Genomic DNA, 22,704 nt, shown 5'->3' with positions numbered 1-22,704 from the left:
CAAGAAAGCCAGCCCTCATATTTGTTGAGAGCTGGCTTTTTCCTTGAATTTAGCCCTCGATCTGGAGTGTATGGCGAAGGCGCTTGATATCACTTTTAGGAGGAAGGCCATACATGCGAGCGTACTCCCGACTGAACTGGGAAGGACTCTCGTATCCAACCTGGAATGCCGCATCGGCCGCATCGGTTGAACCTGCAAGTAACATTCGCCGGGCCTCCTGCAATCGAATCTGTTTTTGATATTGCAGTGGGCTCATGGCGGTAACGGCTTTGAAATGATAATGCAATGAGGACGTACTCATGTTAATCATGGAAGCCAATTGCTCGATTCGCAGTGGATGGGCGTATTCGGAGTGAATGACTTCAATGACTTGGGCGATATGCTGTGCATGACTGTTTTGGACTGCAAACTGCCTGATGGAATGTCCGTGTTCATCCTGAATCAGACGATATAGAATCTCACGAGTCATAAGAGGTGCAAGTGCAGGTATATCTTCAGGTGTATCCAGCAATCTGACCAATCGGATTACGGCTTCCAGAAGCGGAGGTTTGTTTGAGCTTACAAACAACCCACGACGTGTTGAGTTGTTGGATTTGGTGTGTGCGGAAGGAGAATCTTGAACAAGATCAAAAACCTGCCCCGAATCAAAATCAAGTCGTAAGCAGAGATAAGGGTGTTCTGTCGTTGCCTGTACCACTTGTCCTGAAATAGGCAAGTTTATGGAAGCGACCAGATACTGTGAAGAGTCATAGGTATAGCTCTCTTGTCCGAGAATAACCAGTTTGGAACCTTGGGCCACAATGCACAAGGCGGGTTCGTGCACGGTATGAATGGGCTCTGAAACCTGGGAAGCACGGATCAAAGCAAACGAAGGAATTGCTGTTAGATGAATCCCGTCATCGTGGGCGAAACGACTGATTAAGCGGGCCAATTCCTGTTGCTGCTCAATAATAGCTGTACCCTGTTCCGTTTTGGATAGCATGGATTGCAGGCCCCCTTTCCTGATACTCATAACCATTTTAAAATGCGTTGGACGAATAGGCAAGAATACTGTGGGATTCTTCTATCGTACAGAGACTGATCGACTACATAATGAAATTAAGCAATTGAATCTGTTGGCAACAGAAAGGAGTGACGTGGAAATATGGCAGGTAATAGATCAGAAGACAGACCAGAATTGGAGCACCCGTATGTAGGAATGTGGGTGACGAAGGACGGGTACATCCGACATGAACTGCTTCCTTCCGGTCGTTATGACGAATCACGGGGAGATAGGCAAAGTGCGTACCAAGGTCGATATGTAGTCGAAGGAGATCATATTGAATATGTGGATGATACTGGCTTTACTGCGGATGGAGACTTTAAGGAAGGCGTGCTTTATCATGCAGGCATGGTTCTGTACAGAGAAGATGCACAATCAAATACCTAATAGGGAGAGAAGTCGATATGTTTAATGTAAAAGGGAAAGTCGTTGTAATCACGGGTGCAAGCAGCGGAATTGGGGAGGCAACAGCGCGTCTGTTAGCAGAGCAGGGAGCACATGTTGTTATTGGTGCAAGACGAGTGGATCGCCTAGAGGTGCTGGCTTCCGCCATTCGCTCGGAAGGTGGTTCAGTAGAATATCATGCCCTTGATGTTACACAGCTGGAAGACATGCAAACGATCGTAGAGCTTGCGCTCAGTCGTTATGGACGTTTGGATGTGATAGTTAATAATGCCGGGGTCATGCCACTATCAACCCTTGAAGCACTAAAAGTGGACGAGTGGAATCGTATGATTGATGTTAATATTCGGGGTGTTCTACACGGTATTGCAGCTGGGCTGCCCGTTATGAAAGAACAGGGTTTCGGGCAGTTTGTTAATATCGCTTCCATTGGAGCTTATGCCGTGACACCAACAGCCGCAGTATATTGTGCAACCAAGTACGCTGTCCGGGCGATCTCGGAGGGTCTGCGACAGGAGGTAGGCTCAGATATCCGCGTGACCCTTGTATCGCCAGGTGTGACTGAATCCGAACTTGCCGAATCCATCTCTGATCATGGAGCACGGGAGTTTATGAAAGATTATCGGAGCATATCCATTCCAGCTACGGCTATCGCTCAAAGCATACTATATGCGATCAACCAGCCGGCTGAGGTGGATGTGAATGAAATTGTGGTAAGACCCACTGCAAGCTTAGTTTAAACCTCGCTGTAAGATTCCGAAGACGCCCCTACCATATATACGGTTGGGGCGTCTTTTTGTACCTTATAAACAACTTGGTTCATATCTCAGGGTGACCAACCACTAATGCTATCAACAGTAAGATAGAAGAATTTAACATGGGGGCAATCCAGAAAGAGTGTATTAGCTGATTTTGCGTATATCTACGCAAGTAGTTCATAGTTCCGTGGTTCCACGTAAACATGAGGATTGGCTCATGAATATGGATTGAATTTTAGTTATGATGTTCATTAGGGGTACATATGTACGTATTTTTAATTTTATTTTGGGATAGATCGTCATTGTGAGTTTAGGTTATTACGCATCGTGGTATAGATATCGGGGCTTATGGAAGCTTCTTCAAATAGGGCAGGACAGAGGGGGCATGACAGTGAACATATGGATAACGGTAAAAAGTCTGGGTAAGCGCAAGCCGGTACTTGCCAAGCAAGCTGCTGAACTTCCGGAAACAACTCATACGCTAAGGCAGCTCATTGAAAATATGGTGGCTCTGCAAGTAAAAGCTCTTCAGGACAAGAAGCAACAGGCGGAATTGCTCGCCTACCTGATGCCGGATGATATTGAATCGCAGGGAGCGGCGGGGAAAGTCGGGTTTGGCGCAGTATACAATGAGGGTGTTCCTGATCTGAATGGCGCGATGGAGACAGCTATAACTGCCTATGAGGATGGATTGTACAAAGTGTTTCTCAACGATGAAGAATTGCAGGAACTGGACAAGTCAATTTTGATACAAGACGGCGACAACGTGGTGTTTATCCGATTTACAATGCTTGCCGGACGTCTGTGGTAGAGAGTGATGAAGGAGGAGAACAGGATGAATCAGGAAGATCAAGTGCAGGTGTATATGGATGAATTGCAGGAAAGAGCCAAGTCGTTAACAGGGGTACAGCTTGAGTTGGCAGGTTATGTTGTGGAGATCGCCGGGTCTACGTATTTGCGTGGAGACGAAAAGATGTTTTTGAATACAGAAAAGTTGCTTGAAAGGCTGGCTGCAGAGACACAGAAGCCATTATTCCAGCCACTATTGGATGTGCTCCAGCATCTGGCGAGTGAGTCATTGGTTGCACGATTCCGTTATATTGCAGAGCGTGCGACCCGTTTCCCATACAGTAACAACTATGAACGCAGGCCCTTCCGCACATCCGATCCGGGGCAGCATGTAGCACAGGTCATCCGTAAACTGATGGGGTTGTTCCGGATGGAAATGAATAATTTTTCTCTGGAAGAATATGTGTCACTTCGTGAGTACAAGCTGGATTATCTGCATGAGATCCGTTGGGTCCTGGCGGATTGTATCGCGTATGAACTGGATCATCAGGGCGGAGGTATGAAGCAGGCGCTGCACGATATTATATATGGTGACAATCAGAATGCACTGTTAACCCATGAAATGATAAAGGGCATATTCATGAGCGATCAGGTGGAAGCCTATCAGATGGTAGGTGAGCTGCTGGTTGCAGCACGGTTGCAGGAAGGTCTGCGCCAAAGCATTGTGGAGCGGATGGATGAAGGAACACTGGAAGCCTATATTTACATATTAAAAATCATTATCGACAACAACCTGATTCGTTTCAGTTCTGTGGTAAGAGCGCTCGCTGTATGGACAGGGATCGGCATAGAAGCAGCCAATCAGCGAGTTGCTGCACAGCTCATTGAGCAGGCTCATGAGGCGCTGGTGCACCCAGAGGTACGCGAAGCCTGGCAGCAGGAAGCGAACGCGAACAAACTCTTTATCAGCCTGTGGGCGACAGCAGTCATCGAAGAGAATGATTTGAAGAGCAAGATCATCGAGATTATGGATCAAGGCCAATTATATCAGAAGATCGTTGCCCAATATGTACTGGCTAACAGCCAGAACCGAGAGCTTCGATTGGACATTGCACGTCGGTATCTGGAAGCGCAGGATACCGAGTTAATGCACTGGATTGTGACCAACTATGACGCCATGTATATGTATAACTGGAGTTTCGAGAATGGTGAGAATCAGCGTAGCGTTTACGTGTGGCCATTGCAGGCTCATGAAGATAAGGCCTTGCGGCGTCAGGACTTTGACCGATTCAAACAGATGTTGGGTGTCATTCCAAAAGGCGGGTCAGGCGGACCATCGGGTGTACTTGAGTATGTTCACTACCGGATTGATATGGATGATGTAGTCAAAAAAATGTTATATCTGGCCGCTTATGATATGGACCCGGAATGGATCGGCGAAGTCATTGCAATCAAGGACCGCCTAAGCCCGGAACTGCGCGGAGAACTGTTATCCCAGTTTGTTCAGCATCCTGAGAATGAGGTGCAAAGACAGTTTGTGTTTGAGAGTCTGTCTGATAAAAGTATGAGTAACCGGGAGAGTGCACTCGCCAAGGCGAAGTTGCTCACGTTGACAGTTGAAGAGATGGAACAGATGGAGGCACTGATGAAGCTCAAGACAGGCTCACTTCGTCAGAAGGTCATCCATGTATTATTACTGCAACCTATAGACCAATTGAAGGTCTCACTGAAGCGACTTTTGCAGGCCAAGAGTGAGTTGCAGCGTCTGGGCGCACTCGAATTGTTGACCGAGATTGCGGCAGATCCGGAGCGGGCAGATCAGCAGGAGGCATTACAGCCATTGGCGCAGCTTATTGAGACACCAACTGCCAAGGAACAGAAACTGCTGGATAAGCTGACCGATCAGGGGAGTCGTTACACAGCCTCCAATGGATTTGGTTTATTTGATCCGAAGCGACGTGAGCCATTGCTGGATGAGATGCGTGATCTCAAGGACGTTACTCCGAAGGACATCTTCACGCTATCTCTGGATAAGACCAGACCTTTTCTGGAGGGTCTCAATGAATTGGTGCATGAACACAGGGATTATGAGTATGAAGTGGAGTACTACGCTGGCTATAAAGAAACATTGTTAGTTGGAGCGAGTCTTCGCTCCAAGGTTCCGTATGGAGAGCGCAATGAAATGAAGCATATGCAGCAGTTTCCGCTTCATGAGGTATGGGAGAACTATATTCAACATGGCGAGTTTAGCAGTATGGAGTTAATGCAGTTGTATATGGTTATACAGCTCCGGGATTTCAATGGCAAATTGAGCGACCATTACAGTTACTTCCATGATCAGTATGGCTATGAAGAACTGCAAAAGATTCCGTTACTGGAAGGCTGGCGCAAGACGTTTGCTGAACAAATCTATCCGCTGGAGGATATCGAAAAACTGCAGCAGATGCTGAATTCGTTACCGTATAAGGATCAGGTAGTGGCGCTTATATCGGCGGCATTTCTGGATAGCGATCCGATCGACACGTTTGAGATAGCCGAGAAGACTTGGGCCTCTATTATTGCGAGTATGCCTGCTGATCGACTCGAAAAGGAGTCAGGCATGCTTCATATTCTGACTGCACCCTGGAATTATGTGGTTCGTGGCAAAATCCATGACGATAACAGCTTCAAACGTTTCTTCCAGACGGCTTACCAGTTCACCAGTCTTGTAGAGCGTAGTGAGCCGCTGTCTTTACTGTCACTTGAAGATTTCCTCCGTGCGTACCAGTTGAACCTGATTGACGAACAGGAGATATATAGACAGGTTCTGGTCGGTGGGAATCGTCTGATGTTTATTCGGAACTTAACATCCACTCGTACGGAAGAGATCGCAAGTGACCCGAAGCTGATTCACTTACGGGATACGGTCGTTAATCGGATTCTGGAAATCGAGCTGACCCGGGGAGAACTCTCTACAGAAGTAAGTACACTTGCCATGAAACTGGAACGAATTGAAGGCATGGAACACTGGGTACATCTAGTCTCTGCGATGGATCAGGATACTTTTGTCCGTGGATATATCTACAGTTATGGGGACAACACAACACGCAAAGAGACGTTCAGCTATCTGATTCAGAATTGTCATCCACGGGATGGAGAAGATGAGAAACAACTCGGAGAGTTGCTCCAGAAATACCCGATTAAAGAGAAAAAATTGCTGGAAGCAGCCATGTACGCGCCACAGTGGATGGAGATTGTTGCAAAACATCTGGGATGGGAAGGTCTTCGCAGTGCGGCATGGTACTTCCATGCTCATATCAATGAACGCTTTACTGCGGAGAAAGAAACCATCGTGGCCCACTATTCTCCAATCTCACCACAGGACTTTAATGAAGGTGCGTTTGATATCGCTTGGTTTGAAGAAGCTTATGCTGCTGTCGGGGAGGAACGGTTCAATCTCTTATACGATTGTGCCAAGTATATTTCCGGGGGAGCCAACCATCGCAGATCCCAATTGTTTGCGGATGCTGCACTGGGCAGGCTTCGGCTGGAGGATATGCGTGATTCCGTGTCAGACAAGCGAAACAAAGATCATTTGTTAACCTACAGTCTGATTCCATTCGCCGTAAATCGTGAACAGGATCTGCGTGAGCGTTACGACTTCATTCAGAAATTCCTGACACAGAGCAAGCAATTCGGCGCACAACGCCGCGCAAGTGAAGGTGTAGCATCACAGATTGCACTGGGTAACCTTGCTCGTAATGCTGGCTATGCCGATGTTACGCGGCTGATGTGGGACATGGAAGCACGTAAGCTCGATGAAATGAGATCTTTCTTTGAGCCACATGCATTGGATGCTGACACGACAGCACAATTGGTCATTGATGAAGAAGGCCAGCCCGAGATGGTTATCGTTAGCAAAGGCAAGACACTCAAATCTGTACCTGCCCGGTTCAAAAAAGATGGATATATCGCTGAACTGAAAGAGCTCAAAACGGATCTGGTTGATCAGTATCGCCGGGCAAGGCAGGAGCTGGAGCGTTCGATGACGGCTGGAACATCCTTTACACGTCAGGAAATTGCCAGTCTGATGCAAAATCCGGTTATACATCCGTTGGTAAGAACGCTTGTATTCCAGTCAGGTGACAAGATGGGAAGATTCGATGGTTCGTCCAGTGGTCTGGTTGCTCCAGGACCAGAGGGTACGATCCATGTCCTAGCGGAACAGGATCAATTGTTGATTGCTCATCCTCTTCATTTGTACCAGAGCGGAAGCTGGAGTGAATTCCAACGTGATCTGTTCACCCGTCAGGAGCGTCAGCCGTTCAAGCAGGTATTTCGTGAATTATATCTTCCTAACGAGGACGAATCGGCTAATGGTACAGTGTCCCGCCGATATGCCGGGTATCAGATTCAACCGAAAAAAACAGTTGCTCTGCTCAAAGGACGCCAATGGACAGTCAGTTATGAAGAAGGTCTGCAGAAGGTAAGCTACGAGCATAATCTGATTGCAAATCTCTATGCCATGGCGGATTGGTTCTCACCGGCAGATACCGAGGCGCCAACACTGGAGACGGTGCAGTTCTACGATCGCAAGAGCTACAAACCTGTACCGTTGCAAGATGTGCCGCTGACGTTCTTCTCGGAAGTTATGCGTGACATCGATCTGGTGGTCAGTGTTGCACATGTGGGAGGTGTAGATCCGGAAGCCAGCCTGACCACAATCGAGATGCGCCATGTCATTGTGAACGAGTCGTTGCGTCTGCTGAAGATCGAAAATGTACGTCTGGATGGGAATTACGCACGGATTGATGGTAAATTGGGTGAGTATGCTGTTCATCTGGGTAGTGGCAATGTATTCAAACAAGCCACAGGTGCCCTTCATATCGTACCAGTGCACAGTCAGCATCGGGGTCGAATCTTCCTGCCATTCCTGGATGAAGATCCGAGAACGGCCGAGATTCTGTCCAAGGTGATGTTGCTTGCCGAAGATAAGAAGATCAAGGACCCGCAGATTCTTGCACAGTTACAGAATTAGAAGTTAGTGAATTAGAAGTGAACCGCCCTGTGGGGCGGTTTTTTTATTTGTTACCCCGATTATCAATGTATCTCCGAATCTCGTGAACAAGCGGGAGAGACTTCAACATAAAGCGGCTGAGGAACCTGATAAAAGGGACTTCAGTTGCTTTTATATTTTTGGATAAATCAATGGGCCGGATTGGTTCCGGTTTCAAATAGACCTGGGACCCAGAGCGCCTCAACATATTCCTTAATATGTTAATTAATTGCATTAATTGGCTGGTTGGATGTGGGTCGAACTGACTGTTTTTAAAAGTAGAGAATTGGTTCGGAAATAGTTACGGAACTGTAAATAATTCGCTTTCTTGTTATGTTATCTGAATTTAAAGTGAGATGATTCCAAAGGACTAGGCTCGCTATAATCTGTTATTTACCAAATTTAAGGGGGTGTAATTCATGATCATGTCGGCTATCGTTAGGAAGCGAAATCTGCTGTCTTGCTTGCAGGCTGCAGTTTCCGAAGCCATGTGCAGGACGACCTGAATGCTTGAAAGACTGGGATCAAGCCAGTTTGCATTCCCTTGTATACATGTATTCAATATGTGCACAAGAAAAATGATCAAGAGAGAGGGAGAACTTACAACATGAACAGAAGACTCAATCTAATTTTCCTCAAACGATGGTTTATGCTATTAATCATCGTGGCGGTTGCGGCTATGCCGCTGCATGCCTTCGCCGCGGAGGCGGAATTCGGGGCTGATCGGCCTTGGATGAACAAATCCTTATCTGCGGAGGAGCGCACCGAGCTGTTACTCAAGGAGATGACGCTGGAGGAGAAAGTTGGATTCGTAACTGGTAAAGTAAATAACTATTATGGTTTCTATAATGATGGATTGGAGCGCCTCGGCATTCCGGCATTACAGATGGCAGATGGACCTGCAGGGGTACGTGTGGCCAACCCGGATGTGCAGGACAAAAAGTCTACGGCACTGCCTGCACCAATTGCGCTAGCTGCTTCCTGGGACACTAATCTTGCCAAGAAATATGGTGATCTGATCGGTCAGGAAGCACATGATACAACACATAATGTAGTTCTCGGCCCTGGGCTGGATATTGCACGTACACCATGGGGTTCCCGGAACTTTGAATCGCTCGGTGAAGATCCATTGCTGGCTTCCGGTATGGGTGCAGCGTATGTAAACGGAATTCAAAGCAATCCGGTTATCGCTACAGCGAAACACTACATCCTGAACAACCAGGAGACGGAGCGTTTCACCACCAATGCAACAGCCAGCGAACGTGCCATTCAGGAAGTCTATGCACGTCCGTTCCAGGCGATGGTTGAAAAAGCGGATCTCGGTTCCGCAATGTGTTCATTTAACCAGGTGAACGGTACATACGCTTGTGAGAACAAGGAGATGCTGACCGATGTCCTTAAGGATCAGTTTGGCTTCGAAGGGTTCGTCATGAGTGATTACGGTGCAAACTTCAGCACTGTCAAATCCGCCAATGCGGGTCTGGATCTGGAGACACCTGGGGAGCCTTATGGCAAATGGGGAGACAAATTGCTGGAAGCCGTGAACAAAGGCGAAGTCAGCGAACAAACGATTGATGAGAAGGTTAGACGCATTTTGCTGCAGATGTTCGATAAAGGGCTGTTCGATAATCCTGTAACGAATACACAAATCAATGCCAAGAAAGACGGCAAACAAGCGCGTGAAATTGCAGAAGAGAGCATGGTTCTTTTGCAAAACAACGATAATGTACTGCCACTGTCTAAGAAAGACGTGAAATCCATCGCGGTCATCGGACCGGATGCAGATAACGCATCGGCTGCTGGTGGAGGAAGCAGTCTGGTTAATCCGACGTATACCGTAAGTCCACTGGAAGGCATTCGTAACCGTGCCGGTAACGGTGTGGATGTAAAATATGCAGCCGGAACTGATCCAATCTCCGCAGGAGATGCATTTAATGGACCGTCTGCTGTACCTTCCACTCTTTTATCGCCAGCAGATGCTCAAAAAAGTGAAAGAGACTATGGTACAGATCGTGCAGAATACGGTCTGCGTGCCGAATACTGGACGAATAAAGATATGGAGGGTAACCCTTCTCTGGTCCGTACAGACAATCAGGTCAACATGAATCTTGGATTTTACAATTATGAAGGTTTTAACGCACAATCTTCCAAGCTTCCCGTGACACCAACGAAATTCAATGCCAAAATGTCAGCTCGTTGGACGGGGGCGATCACAGCACCTCAAACGGGTGAATATAAACTGTCCCTGACCAGTCTCGGTTCTGCGAAGCTGTATGTGGATGACAAGTTGCTCGTAGACAATCAAGGTGAAACATTGAGTACAACCAAGAAAGAAATCACGTTCAAAGAAGGCGAGTCCCACGACATTCGGATTGAGTATCGTACCGATTTCCCGGTACAGTCCAATCACGATATGGGTGCGCAGGTTCGTTTTGGCTGGGAAGCTCCAGAGGACGCTGTTGATATCAAAATGCAAAAAGCAGTTGATCTGGCGAAAAAATCCGATGTTGCCGTCGTGGTAACTCGTACGTATGACAGTGAAGGTTATGTCGACCGTTCCGATCTGGAGCTGCCGAATAATCAGGAGCAGTTGATCCGCAAGGTTACGGCAGCCAATCCAAAAACTATCGTGGTACAAATGAGTGGTCGTGCTGTTGAGATGGACTCCTGGCAAAAAGAAGTGCCATCCATCGTTCAGGCTTGGTATGCAGGTCAGGAACAAGGGAATGCCGTGGCACGTGTGCTATTCGGTGATGTGAATCCATCCGGTAAATTGCCGGTGACGTTCCCATCAGATGATTCCCAGACCCCGGTATCCACTGCGGAACAATTCCCGGGTGTAAATGGGGTGGGTAACTACTCCGAAGGTATCTTTGTAGGGTACAAAGGATACGACAAAGAAGGCATGACACCCGCGTTCGCCTTTGGACACGGACTGTCGTATACCGATTTTAATTATCGTAATCTGCATGTGAAGAACACTGGCAAAGGCGACAATGCAACCGTTGAAGTGTCTCTGAACCTGCGCAATACCGGCAAAGTTTCCGGTGCAGAAGTGGTACAGGTCTATGTCGGCAATCTGCCAACCAAAGTGGAGACGCCAGAGAAGCAGCTTGCTGGTTGGGCAAAGGTTGATCTGAAGGCAGGCAAGCAGCAAAGAGTGAACATTCAACTGGATCGCAGTGCACTGTCCTATTGGGATGAAACATCCCATGAATGGGTAATGCCTAAGGGTAAAGTTCAAGTGTATGTCGGCAGTGCATCAGATGATATCCGTCTGACAGGCAGTGTGAATATCGGAAGCAAGTCCGGTAAATAAAAGTGAAGTCAGGGAGATCGCAAAAATGAGTCGTGGCCTAATGGCCGCGGCTTTTTCCATAATGGAAGGAGAGTGAAGTGTGATGAACATGGGCTGGCGAGAGCATCCCAAACGATGGATCATCCTGTTCATCGCTGTTTGTTGTTTCGGTATAGGAATCTGGCTTATCTTCAACCGAAGTGAACAACCCGCTCCGCCACCGGTTGTGGACAAGCAGAGAGCGGCCGAAGTCTGGTTAACCACAGGAGATCAGCAAAATCTGCTTACACCACAAAAGCCTATTCCAATTACAGATCACCATGAGGCAGACACAGGCTCTTCAGTTGCTTCAACGCAGGAGTCAGACACTTCTTCGTCGGAGTTCACCATACAGATTAACCCGGACAAGACGTATCAGACCATGGATGGATTTGGCGCAGCGATGACAGGTTCGTCGGTACATCTAATTGATCAGCTTCCAGAGGAAAAGCAAGAACAACTACTGAAGGAACTGTTTACAACAGAAGGGCTAAACATGGATATGGTGCGTCATACGATTGGTGCTTCCGATTATTCGGTGGGTGAATCAAGTGAGGCTTCAAGCTATACCTATGATGATATCGAGTCCGGCACGGATTATGAGATGCAACACTTTTCGATCGATAAAGATCAGGATGTTGTGAATATGTTGGAGCGTGTATCTGGATTGAAACCGGATCTTAAAGTGTTTGGCACACCGTGGACGGCCCCGGCTTGGATGAAGTACGGGGAAGAGAAGACCACTAACGGCTGGTATCTGGATTATAACAATCCCAAGGTATATGAAGCTTATGCGAGATATTTTGTGAAGTATATCGAAGCTTATCAGGCGAAGGGCATTCCCATCTACGGGATCACGTTGCAAAATGAACCGGAGTTCACCTCGGATAAATATCCGAGTATGAGTATGGGGGCCGAAGAACAAGCCATGTTCATTCGGGATGATCTCGGCCCGGCACTACAGGATGCGGGACTGGATACACGAATCATCGCATATGATCATAACTGGGATCGGGCGGTCGAATATACCGGCAAGGTGCTGGGTGATGAGCAGGCTGCTGCCTATATCGATGGATCTGCTTTTCACTGTTATGCAGGTGATCCATATGCCATGTCGGAAGTGCATGAGCGCTTCCCAGACAAAAATATTTATTTTACCGAATGTAGTGGTGGGGAGTGGAGTCCTGATTTTGGCGAGAATCTGAGCTGGCAGATGTCCAATCTCATCATTGGTGCACCTCGCAACTGGGCGAAGAATGTACTGCTCTGGAACATTGCACTCGATCCGCAAGGGGGTCCCACGAACGGGGGCTGTGAGAACTGCCGTGGGGTTGTGACGATTGACCCGGACAGTGATGAAATCACTAGAAATGTCGAGTATTATGCGTTGGGCCACATCAGCCGTTATGTGCGTCCGGGAGCTGTAAGAGTGCATTCCACGCAAGAACATGGGCAGATCGAGAACGTTGCCTTCCGCAATCCGAATGGAACGATGGTGCTGGTTGCAGCTAATACGGGTGAAGCAGATGTTTCCTTTGATGTAGTCATGGATGGAGATACGTTTCGATATGTGCTGACTTCCCAATCGGCAGTTACCTTCCGTTGGAACCCGAAAATGGGGACAGAGCATTAATTCAAGCTTGGGGATTAGAGTGCAGATGGAAGGATGGCATGGTAAAAGGCTTTTGGAGTTTTTTCGAATAGGTTGTTAAGAGATAAGGGGCAGGTGGCTTATCCGTAAGCTTGCCCATAGACAAACACCCCGGCAACCTTTTCCCTGAGATGGGAAGGTTGCCGGGGTGTTTATCGTTTCTCTTACCGGTTAGCCTCGGTCAATGGACCGGGCCGGAAGGGGATTTTTTTTACCGGAGATTAATGTGTCTCTTCATCCAGAAAAGGTTTGTTCACCGCATAATACATAAAGCCCATCAGCAGCACACCACCCACCAGATTACCCAGGGTCACGGGCACCAGGTTGTGAAGCACACCTTCAAATGAGATCGTCCCCGGGTGATTCAGCACAAGTGCAATCGCGAACGTACACATATTGGCGATGCTGTGCTCATATCCCGAGATGAAGAAGCAGAAGACAAAGAGCATCATGGCGAACATTTTGGCTCCATTCTCCTTCATAAACATCGGCACAAAGAACGCCATACATACGAGCCAGTTACACAAAATTCCCCGGAAAAAGAGCTGCATGGTTGGGACCTCCATCTTGTGCTCCACCACGCTTAACAGAAATCCATTCACCTGAGACGAGTCGAACAATCCGGTCAGGTATATTAACAAGGCAAACACGGCTGCGCCCATCAGATTACCGCTATAACTTGCAATCCACAGCTTGATCACTTCGAACCAGCGCAGTTTCTTGCGCAGCGCCGCATACGTGTAATAGAACGTATTGCCCGTGAACAAGTCACCGCCACCGTAAGCGATCAGGATAATGGCCGCGCCAAACGTAATGGCTGCCATCGGATAGGTAAAAGGGGACTGCTCCATATAAAAGAAGTTACCTGTCTTAAACGCCACGATGACGCCGAATCCGATAAACATACTGGCCAGCATGGAGCGTGCAAGGTACCTGATTAAGCTTTGTTTGTAAATCTTGTGTTTCTTCAGAGCAAGTTGTTCCACGTTCCGTAGAGCTTCCGTTTCCATAATTCTCCTCCAGTAGCATGATGTCTTGCTTACCATTATAACGAAATTATGGAAATTGGGGAGGGGAAACTTGGATTACTGATTATTTAACTGGATACGGATACATACAGGATCTTAGGATCTCAATCTTCTGCTCCTCTGTTCGTTCACGCGGTGCCAATTCTTCTGCATAGGAACGCTCCACCTTGGCGCGCATAAAACGCTCCGCATATTCGTTTGGACGAGAGTGAAGTTCTTTGGCGTACTCACCAAATGAGCTGACATCCCGTACCTTTTCCAACACTCTGTTCAGTAGCGGACTGCCTGCATAGAGCAAGGAGGCCGTCTCTTCAGATTCAAACTTGAGGAACAGAATAGCTTTCTGTAGGGCGTTGATTTCACCTTGGGTGAGGTAAACAGCCTGCGTAGCATGCTCTCCTGATGCTTCTGTTTCTTCTGCTTCTTCTGATGCTCCTGGTGTTCCCGGTGAAAATGGTTCATGGTCCTGATTCATAGATCATCACTTCCTGTTATGGAATGCAGTTCTCGCTTGGCGGAAGCGCCGAAATGCGGATGAGATTGAAGAGATTTTAGCGCAAGGACTGCGCCCGGAACATGTTTGTGAGCAGCAAGAATAGCAAAAGCTGCACCTTGAAGTAATATATAGGCATTCCCCGACAATACATCCTGGGCCAACGTAATCTCAGCTTCCGTAGCAGGTAACAAGGCTAGAGTCTGTAAAGCATAGATCTGTACATCCTCATCTTCTTCCGAGTCACGAACAAGCTGCGCGGCCGCATGACGAATTTCATCCAAAAGTGAGGAAGACTCTGACATGCCCAAAGCTCGCCATGCTTCGATACGGATGAGATCCTCTTCATGTGTATCCATACCGATAGATAGAACTTGATGTGTAAGTTGGCTATCGGTTAGATCAATCAGATCACGAAGTGCCTGGATTTTCTCTTCACCACTGATTTCGTTAAAATCAGGGTGTTCATTGTTGTTATGATTGAAATGATTCATATCAGACATCTGCATCATTCACCTCCTGAAGAATATGAAGATGGGGGCGGAAGAATGATCGGACGAGCTGCCAACGCCTCCTCTACAATCTGTTCTGGCGTCAGGTCTCGATCATCCCAGTAAATCAGGTTACTGATCTCAGCGTGAGGCACCTGTTGTTGCAGCTCCGTCAACATGTCATCCAACTCGGCTTCGGTTCCTTCGGCGTCCATTAGTTTGCGAACCAATTCTATCAGATGCGAACGATTGTCCATATGTATTTACACCTCCTGAATGATTAATATTGTGAAGCAACTAGTCTTTCATGGGCTCATTCAATGGATCATATATAATGATCACCGGTAAAAATTTGGACTCAAGCATCAGACTAATGAGTTGTTTATCTTGATCAGTATAAGAAATGATATAGTTCCCGAAATGAGACTCGTATATGAAGTCTTTGAATTGAAAGGAATGTTCTGGATACTTTATCTTCACATATAGCGCAGTAACTCCGCGGGCTAAAGTTTCTTTTAACACAGGAATTTGGGCTAAAAGCATAATAGCGACCAGAAAAATTAGTATACGTTTAGCGAGACGGGTCAAATGAATTCACCCCATTATCATAAATCAATATTTTAACAAATCATGAAGGCCCATCTCAAAATAGATTTCACTCCATACGTATAGCCAGATTACCAAACTGCTCGCCATTTTCCATACGTTCGAACGCTTTCGCTACGTCTTGCAACGGATATACGCTATCGATCACAGGATGTATATCATGTTGCTCCACCCATTGCAGCATCTGCACAAACTCCTCACGGCTGCCCATAGAGGTGCCGATTAGACTGATCTGCGGGAAGAAGATAGAGCGAATGGGTAGGGTCAGATCATCCCCCGAGCTTGCACCATACATCACGATACGTGCACCTGGTCTAATTATATCAAAATATTTTGGGAACATGGCTTGCCCGATGCTATCCAAGATCATGTCCACAGGTGCCAGATCGTTCTGCAAATTCCAATCGGCATGACTATCCAGTGCATGGGTAGCACCCAAGCGCAGTGCATCATTTCTTTTGGCTTCACTTCTGGAGGTGACAGTCACCTTCGCGCCGGCAGCGACAGCCATGAGCAGGGCATAGGTCGCCACACCACCTCCAATACCGGGAATGAGCACATGTTCACCTTGCTTTAATACGCCGCGAGTAAATAAGGCGCGATAGGCCGTCAGCGCTGAAAGGGGTAACACGCCTGCTTCCTCCCAAGATAGGTGGACTGGTTTAGGCAGGGCATTTTCAGCAGGCAACGTTATATATTGAGCCAGTGTTCCATCCGTAGGACCACCAACAATATCGGGCACGATGGGTACGTTATTCGCAACTTCCCAACCGAGCGTAGGATGGATAATGACTTCATCCCCTATCGCGAGTCCACTTACTCCTTCGCCAATCCCAACAATAATACCTGCTCCATCGGAACCGGGAATGAGCGGGGTGTCCTGAGTACTGCGTCCTGCCATGACAAATAGATCCCGATGGTTGATACCAGCGGATTTTAATTGAATCTGCACTTCCCCGGCTTCGGGTACCCGAGATGTTGACTCTGTATATTGAAGACCTGCAAGGCCGCTCTGGCCTGAATGTACGATAGCTTTCATATTCAATATTCCTCCTGTCGATATAATCGGATTTCACTACTGAGCCTCATTGTACAGATGGTGCAGATTCACGTAAAATGAACAAAAATGATGGTCAGTATCATTGAAAATAATAGATAAGCACTTTGCATGAATCGATGATGTAGAATGCCGATATAAACGACGAGCAGGTGATCAGGGTATGGATGCAGGTGATTTAAAAATATTTCAGGCGGTTGCCCGCGAAGGTAGTATCAGTAAAGCTGCACTCGCACTCAATTATGTACAATCCAATGTGACCACACGAATCAAACAGTTGGAGACGCAGCTACAGGTTCCGCTGTTTCATCGTTCCAATCGGGGGATGTCTCTTACACCAGCGGGCGAGAATCTGCTGTTGTATGCGGATCGAATTTTGCAATTATTATATGAAGCAGAGCAGGCCACACAAGTGGGAAATCCGCCTTCCGGCATGCTTCGTCTGGGTGCCATTGAGACAGCAGCTTCCACTTTCCTCACGCCGCTCCTGGCTGAATACAGCTCATGCTACCCGGAGGTACAACACTCGCTTGTCACGGGTGGGACCCATGAGCTGAATCAGAAGGTGATCCAACATGAATTGCATGGGGCGTTAATATATGGCCCAATCGATCATCCTGATCTGAACTATATGAAGATGTATGACGAGGAATTGGTGTTGATCGCCCAACCTGGAGTGCATGAGATACACGAGTTATTATCCAAGCCAATGTTGTTTTTTGAGATTGGATGCGCACATCGCACTCAGGCGGAATCCTTTCTGCAAGATCAGGGTATCCACTCACTGAGCATTATGGAATATGGAACACTGGACACGATTCTGAATGGGGTATCTGCCGGGCTCGGTGTATCATTGCTGCCGCGATCTTCAGTTACCAAAGCAGAATTAAGAGGTGAGATCGCGGTGATGTCTTTGCCAGATCCCTATTGCCGGTTGGAAGTAGGATTTGTGTATTCCCGTGGTGAACATATATCAAGTGCGCTAAGCGCTCTGGTACAGATCATTACAGAACCAGAACTATAGCGGTTATTGAAAAAGTAAGCTTTTGAACACGCATTATTAAAGGAGTGAATGGCTTTGGAGGATACTACGTTAACATTGGCTGATGCATTTAATCAGGTAGAATTTATTGTGGGCGGTCATGGCAGTCGCCAAGTGAAGGTGCTTCAGAACGTACTGGAGCAGGTCGATGGGGAGACCTTCAGTGATCACTACGGTAACGGCCCGATCATCGAAGAATTTCAGCAACAGATGGCTGACATTCTTGGCAAGGAATCGGCAGTGTTTTTCCCAAGTGGAACGATGGCGCAGCAGATTGCGTTACGAATCTGGTGTGACCGCATAGGAGTGAAGCGAGTAGCTTACCACCCCCTATGTCATCTGGAAATCCATGAGGAAGACGGATTGAAGGAATTACACCAGATTGAATCGATTTTGCTGGCGGACAAGGATCGGCTGATTCGTTTGCAAGATGTACAAGCGCTTGATCAGGACATTGCCTGCCTGCTCTTGGAACTGCCACAACGCGAGATTGGCGGGCAATTGCCAGCGTATGAAGAACTCGAAGCGATCTCGGCCTATTGCCGTGAACGCGGGATTAAGCTGCATCTGGACGGGGCACGCCTGTTTGAGATTACTCCCTATTACGAGAAAACGCCTGCGGAGATTTGCAGTCTTTTTGATACGGTGTATGTGTCCTTTTACAAAGGGATCGGGGGCATTGCGGGGGCCATATTGGCCGGGGACACGGATGTGATGCAAGAGTCGAAAGTATGGAAACGGCGGCACGGCGGTGATCTGATTGGCCTGTATCCGTATATTCTGAGTTCCCAGTATTATTTCAATGAACGGATTGGCAAAATGGAGCTTTATTATGAGCAGGCTAAAGAACTGGCATCTCTATTGAATGCGTGTCACGGGATACATACCTTGCCTGAGGTACCTGTATCGAACATGTTCCATGTACATTTTGCGCTCGCTGCTGACGAAGTTGAACCAATTCTTGTGCAAATGGCTCAGCGATATGGCATAGGAATGACTTCATATCTGAACAAAACAAGTGCGAACAGCTGTGCTTTTGAATTGTCCACGGGGGATCGTTATGAGAAACTTCCCCAAGATAAGCTGCGTGCAGCACTGGAATGGCTGGATCAAGAATTGCGTACACAGGTGAGATAACAAGAGGATTCTAGTGTAAAGGAGGAGTTCAAGTGAAGTCGATGGAATTGGAACCGATTCGTGATCTTTTGGTGAAAGCTTACGATACGACAATGGGAGAAGGGTGCACGCCGGAAACGCAACAGAGCATTGAGGATATTGAGCAAAAGTATAACGTAAAACTGCCCGCAGCGTACCGTGCACTTCTGCTCGAATTCGGAGCATGTAATTTCGGCGATCCAGCCTTGTATTCAGCCAAAGAACTGGATTGGGCATATCCCGAGTTTCTGGAAGTCTATCGTGAAGTTAAGAAAGAGTACCACCTGTCAGATGATCTCAATCCGTTCCCGATTGGTGGATTTGGCGAAGGAAGTATGGCTATGCTCGATCAGACCTCGGGCAAGATCCTGATGTTGATCCACGATGCAGGAGATACGCCAATTCGAGAGATTGCAGCAGATTTTAATGATTTAATGACGCAGCTGACGGAGTCCGCGATCTGGGTACAGGAACAGATGAATTAACAGGGAGACGGAAGGAAGCGCAACAGACCTATGGATATTCGTAAGTTAAGATATTTTATAACCGTGGCGGAGGAGCTTCATTTTCACCGTGCAGCGGAAAAATTAAACATGACGCAGCCGCCTTTGAGCCAGCAGATTCAAAATCTGGAGGAAGAGCTTGGCGTAAAGTTATTGGAGCGCACGAGAAAAATGGTCCGTTTGACGCCAGCGGGTGCCATCTTTCTGGAACAGGCCAGACTCATCATGGCCCAACTTGATCGATCCATTCAGCTTACACAAAAGGCTGATCAAGGTATCATTGGACATATATCCGTGGCCTTCGTGGACTCCGCTTCGGGCGGGATCATGGTGGAGGTGCTTAGAAAATTTCGCACTGCATATCCGCAGATTGAATTGACATTACATGAGATGACTTCATCCCAACAATTACAGGCATTGGAAGACGGACAGATCCATATTGGATTTTTGCGGTATCAGGAAGATACCCGGCATGTTTCCTTCCGCCCCTGTCAGGAGGAAACGTTGCTCGCCGTGTTACCTGATCATCACTCCATGGCAGCCCAGACTCAAGTTTCGATTCGGGAACTGGCGGATGAAGATTTTATTTTATTCCCACGGCATCTTGGCTCCCCATTTCATCGAATGGTTCTGGACTATTGTAGAGCACATGGTGTAGATCCACGAATTACGCAGGAAGCGATCCAGATGTATACGATTGTAAATCTAGTTGCAGCGGGCATGGGGATTTCCATTGTTCCCTCCTCGGTGGATGTGTTCTAGCGAAAGGGTGTGGTCTTTCTTCCCTTACAAGAAAATCCGCCCTCCGTACCGTTGTATACGGCATGGCGGACGGATATGAATCAGGAAGTGGTATCCCGTTTTATGGACATTGTCGGGAATATGAGTTGCACTAAAGGTTATTTACACTTACACTGCGATGACAGAACAACCTTCCAATCGCTGTTATCCCCAGATTTTTTGATCCCTTTTCTCAAGGGGAGACTGGTGCTAAAGGCGAAGTGTATGCTTCCGAAGTAGCTTTCTTGCAGAAAGCTTTTAGCTCCGCTTTTTCAGTTTTTTTCTGTCCTCTCCGTTTTCGTGTAAATGATTAGTTCAACTTAGTATGTTGTGAGTAGTAAAAAAAGAAACTATCCCGTCTTGGCTGGATCACGCTCAATCCAAGGATTCAGTATTTCATCAATACGAGTCATGATCGCAGAGTCCAGTTTCACACCGGAGGCTTTTACATTTTCCAATACCTGCTCCAGCCTAGATGCGCCAATAATAACGGAACTGACATACGAGTGCTGAAGAACCCACGCCACAGCGAGTTGAGGAAGAGTTAGACCAATCTCTTTAGCGAGCGGAACAAGCTGTTGCACAGCGGTAAGAACATCTTCGCGTAGCCACTGACCAGCCAGTTTATTGAAAAAGGGTGCACCTGCCTCCCCAGCTGCACGTGATCCGGCGGGCAACGCTTCGTTAGGCACATATTTGCCTGATAGTATACCCTGAGCCAGAGGAGACCATGTAATCTGTCCAAGTCCTGCCTGATCGCTTGCAGGTACCACTTTTTGCTCAATCACACGCCATAACATTGAATATTGGGGCTGACTTGCAATGAAGGGTACATGAAGTTCCCGCGCCAAAGCGGCTCCTCTTGCAATCTGATCCGCGTTCCATTCACTCACCCCGATGTAGTGAACCTTGCCCTGACGCACCAGGTCGGAGAATGCCAGAAACGTCTCTTCCAGCGGCGTGCTGTAATCATAACGGTGAGCATAATAGACATCGATATAATCAGTCTGTAGCCGCCGTAATGAACCATTGCATGCTTCCATGATGTGTTTACGTGAAAGTCCGCGGTCATTATGACCTGTGCCGGTTGGGTGACAGACTTTGGTGCATAGTTCAATACTTTCTCTTCGTATATCCTTAAGAGCCTGTCCCAAGACGGTTTCTGCCTTCGTATTCGAGTACACGTCTGCCGTATCAAATGTGGTAATGCCTGCATCCAAAGCGGCGCTTACACAAGCTTCTGCTATTCCATCATGTACTTGCGCTCCATGCGTAATCCAATTGCCCAGTGAAATCTCACTGACGGTTAATCCACTGTTTCCTAACTTGCGATACTCCATCCATGCCGCCTCCCTATGTGATCTGGACTCCATTGTAGCAATGGCAGATTAATAGGTGAAATATCTTTTACCCCCATCTTTGATATGAAAAAGATATCAGTGCACCTACATGTTCTCCTGGATGTATTTACGATAGAGGGCAGGCGTAATCTCCTCGAACTTTTTGAATATTTTGATAAAATATCCCGATTCATTGAATCCCAGCTCGTCACTGATCTGTGAGACAGGCATGTCGGTGACCTCCAGCAATTGCTTGGCCCACTTAATTTTGAGCCGTGCCAGGTAGGTTGTGAAGTTCTCACCCGTTTCCTTGGCAAACAGCCTGCTGAAATAACTCGGGCTCAGGTGGCACAGATCAGCCATATGTTTGAGCGAAACCTGTTCGCTTTTGTGACTATGAATGTATTCAAAAGCAGGCTGAAGCACGGGACTGGAGCTTTCCGCATCACTTGGGCTGTTCTTGAGATAGGCATCCGCAATCGCATTGGTCATTTCTTTTTTGATCGACTCGATATTACGAATGGAGTAACCCGGCAGAATGGTGGAGAGGTTCAGAGACTCCTGATTGCCTGAAGCTTTCTCGAACATTTCAACTAATAAATTTTTGTTGAGCGCTTCCTCCACAATGTAGTTGCAGAGCAGGGATAACATGTTGGAGATTTTCACAATCTCTTCATAGGTCATCACAGGCAGCTGGGCGTAATCATCCTTTAGTTCCTCCAGCTTCGCTGCATGCATGGGTACGTTTTTGGACGTGACAATTTGCTCCAAGTCGCTACCTTTCTCGGGATCGGCGAGTTTCACTTGTCCTGCCATGACGGCGCCGATATATTTGCCATCGATTGTGATCGGAATCGCGATATCTATAATATTGAAATGGCATAAATACACATAAGGCTCATTCAACCGAACGGCTTCCAGACCGCCGCGTGAATCACATTTTTGGCAGTAGGGGAGCAGCTCGGGGTCTTTGCGTACGTTCTGGCAGAAGGCCTGACAACTGCTGTGACTGGTTACAGGAATGCCTTTATAATCAACGGTGAGGATCGCCAGTTTGGTTACTGTTGCAAGAGAATCTTGTAGACGCTTCCATTTATTAAGGTCCAAAATTTTATTGATATGCAGATATTCTTTGATCATTGGTGCAACCTCCATATCTAACCTAATTCATGATTTAGGCCGTTAAAAGTTAGCA

Annotated in this window: 17 protein-coding genes and 1 pseudogene; 10 read left to right on the top strand and 8 right to left on the bottom strand. The window is 47.4% G+C overall.

The genetic code is table 11. From position 1 onward, the window contains the following. Nucleotides 1-49: 49 nt before the first annotated feature. A complete protein-coding gene (locus ACX9NY_RS19085; RefSeq protein ID WP_472474447.1) occupies nucleotides 50-982 on the bottom strand; it encodes an AraC family transcriptional regulator in 933 nt (310 codons plus the stop codon). A 162-nt stretch (nucleotides 983-1,144) separates the two neighbouring features. Here ACX9NY_RS19085 and ACX9NY_RS19080 point away from each other — a divergent pair, with 162 nt between their 5' ends. The 6 genes from ACX9NY_RS19080 (at nucleotide 1,145) to ACX9NY_RS19055 (ending at nucleotide 12,996) form a co-directional block, all read left to right on the top strand. Next, nucleotides 1,145-1,429: an Atu4866 domain-containing protein gene (locus ACX9NY_RS19080; protein ID WP_339239761.1), complete on the top strand. Its 285-nt coding sequence runs from the start codon at nucleotides 1,145-1,147 to the stop codon at nucleotides 1,427-1,429. Nucleotides 1,430-1,446: 17 nt separating this feature from the next. Beyond that, nucleotides 1,447-2,184: an SDR family oxidoreductase gene (locus ACX9NY_RS19075; protein WP_339239763.1), complete on the top strand. Its 738-nt coding sequence runs from the start codon at nucleotides 1,447-1,449 to the stop codon at nucleotides 2,182-2,184. 409 nt (nucleotides 2,185-2,593) lie between these two features. Further along, a complete protein-coding gene (locus ACX9NY_RS19070) occupies nucleotides 2,594-3,013 on the top strand; it encodes a hypothetical protein (protein ID WP_472474445.1) in 420 nt (139 codons plus the stop codon). Between the two features lie 24 nt (nucleotides 3,014-3,037). Next, complete coding sequence (locus ACX9NY_RS19065; RefSeq protein ID WP_472474443.1) at nucleotides 3,038-8,008, top strand: DUF5724 domain-containing protein; 4,971 nt, start codon at nucleotides 3,038-3,040, stop codon at nucleotides 8,006-8,008. A gap of 625 nt (nucleotides 8,009-8,633) precedes the next feature. Beyond that, entirely contained in the window at nucleotides 8,634-11,345 is a 2,712-nt protein-coding gene (locus tag ACX9NY_RS19060) for a glycoside hydrolase family 3 C-terminal domain-containing protein (RefSeq protein WP_472474441.1), read from the top strand. A gap of 82 nt (nucleotides 11,346-11,427) precedes the next feature. Then, the gene (locus ACX9NY_RS19055) at nucleotides 11,428-12,996 is read left to right on the top strand and encodes a glycoside hydrolase family 30 protein (RefSeq protein WP_472474439.1); all 1,569 of its coding nucleotides are present in this window, start codon (nucleotides 11,428-11,430) and stop codon (nucleotides 12,994-12,996) included. Between the two features lie 239 nt (nucleotides 12,997-13,235). On the opposite strand, the gene ACX9NY_RS19050 is transcribed toward ACX9NY_RS19055, so the two are convergent. The 5 genes from ACX9NY_RS19050 to ACX9NY_RS19030 form a co-directional block, all read right to left on the bottom strand. Then, the gene (locus tag ACX9NY_RS19050) at nucleotides 13,236-14,024 is read right to left on the bottom strand and encodes a formate/nitrite transporter family protein (RefSeq protein WP_017690511.1); all 789 of its coding nucleotides are present in this window, start codon (nucleotides 14,022-14,024) and stop codon (nucleotides 13,236-13,238) included. 82 nt (nucleotides 14,025-14,106) lie between these two features. Next, nucleotides 14,107-14,517, bottom strand: coding sequence for a hypothetical protein (locus ACX9NY_RS19045; protein ID WP_472474437.1), 411 nt, complete (start codon nucleotides 14,515-14,517; stop codon nucleotides 14,107-14,109). Further along, on the bottom strand, nucleotides 14,514-15,038 hold the full coding sequence (locus ACX9NY_RS19040) for a HEAT repeat domain-containing protein (protein WP_472474435.1): 525 nt from the start codon (nucleotides 15,036-15,038) through the stop codon (nucleotides 14,514-14,516). Before ACX9NY_RS19040 ends, ACX9NY_RS19045 begins: the two co-directional genes overlap by 4 nt. A gap of 5 nt (nucleotides 15,039-15,043) precedes the next feature. After that, on the bottom strand, nucleotides 15,044-15,283 hold the full coding sequence (locus ACX9NY_RS19035) for a bacteriocin immunity protein (protein ID WP_472474433.1): 240 nt from the start codon (nucleotides 15,281-15,283) through the stop codon (nucleotides 15,044-15,046). Between the two features lie 398 nt (nucleotides 15,284-15,681). After that, nucleotides 15,682-16,671, bottom strand: a complete 990-nt coding sequence (locus ACX9NY_RS19030; RefSeq protein ID WP_472474432.1) for a quinone oxidoreductase family protein — start codon at nucleotides 16,669-16,671, stop codon at nucleotides 15,682-15,684. A 181-nt stretch (nucleotides 16,672-16,852) separates the two neighbouring features. Here ACX9NY_RS19030 and ACX9NY_RS19025 point away from each other — a divergent pair, with 181 nt between their 5' ends. The 4 genes and pseudogenes from ACX9NY_RS19025 to ACX9NY_RS19010 all read left to right on the top strand — a co-directional run. Beyond that, complete coding sequence (locus ACX9NY_RS19025) at nucleotides 16,853-17,713, top strand: LysR family transcriptional regulator (RefSeq protein WP_472474430.1); 861 nt, start codon at nucleotides 16,853-16,855, stop codon at nucleotides 17,711-17,713. 54 nt (nucleotides 17,714-17,767) lie between these two features. Continuing rightward, on the top strand, nucleotides 17,768-18,868 hold the full coding sequence (locus ACX9NY_RS19020) for a threonine aldolase family protein (protein ID WP_472474428.1): 1,101 nt from the start codon (nucleotides 17,768-17,770) through the stop codon (nucleotides 18,866-18,868). 41 nt (nucleotides 18,869-18,909) lie between these two features. Further along, on the top strand, nucleotides 18,910-19,371 hold the full coding sequence (locus ACX9NY_RS19015) for an SMI1/KNR4 family protein (protein ID WP_472479350.1): 462 nt from the start codon (nucleotides 18,910-18,912) through the stop codon (nucleotides 19,369-19,371). A gap of 30 nt (nucleotides 19,372-19,401) precedes the next feature. Beyond that, nucleotides 19,402-20,283 (top strand): annotated as a pseudogene (locus ACX9NY_RS19010) (LysR family transcriptional regulator); the annotation flags it as partial. A gap of 236 nt (nucleotides 20,284-20,519) precedes the next feature. Here the strand turns inward: ACX9NY_RS19010 and ACX9NY_RS19005 are convergent. Beyond that, nucleotides 20,520-21,509: an aldo/keto reductase family protein gene (locus tag ACX9NY_RS19005; RefSeq protein WP_472474426.1), complete on the bottom strand. Its 990-nt coding sequence runs from the start codon at nucleotides 21,507-21,509 to the stop codon at nucleotides 20,520-20,522. A gap of 105 nt (nucleotides 21,510-21,614) precedes the next feature. Next, nucleotides 21,615-22,649, bottom strand: coding sequence for a PocR ligand-binding domain-containing protein (locus tag ACX9NY_RS19000; RefSeq protein ID WP_472474424.1), 1,035 nt, complete (start codon nucleotides 22,647-22,649; stop codon nucleotides 21,615-21,617). Nucleotides 22,650-22,704: the final 55 nt, after the last annotated feature.

The sequence above is a fragment of the Paenibacillus sp. CB74 genome (assembly GCF_055687625.1).
The sequence above is the reverse complement of the archived record's forward strand: the minus strand, read 5'-3'. Positions and strand labels throughout refer to the sequence as shown.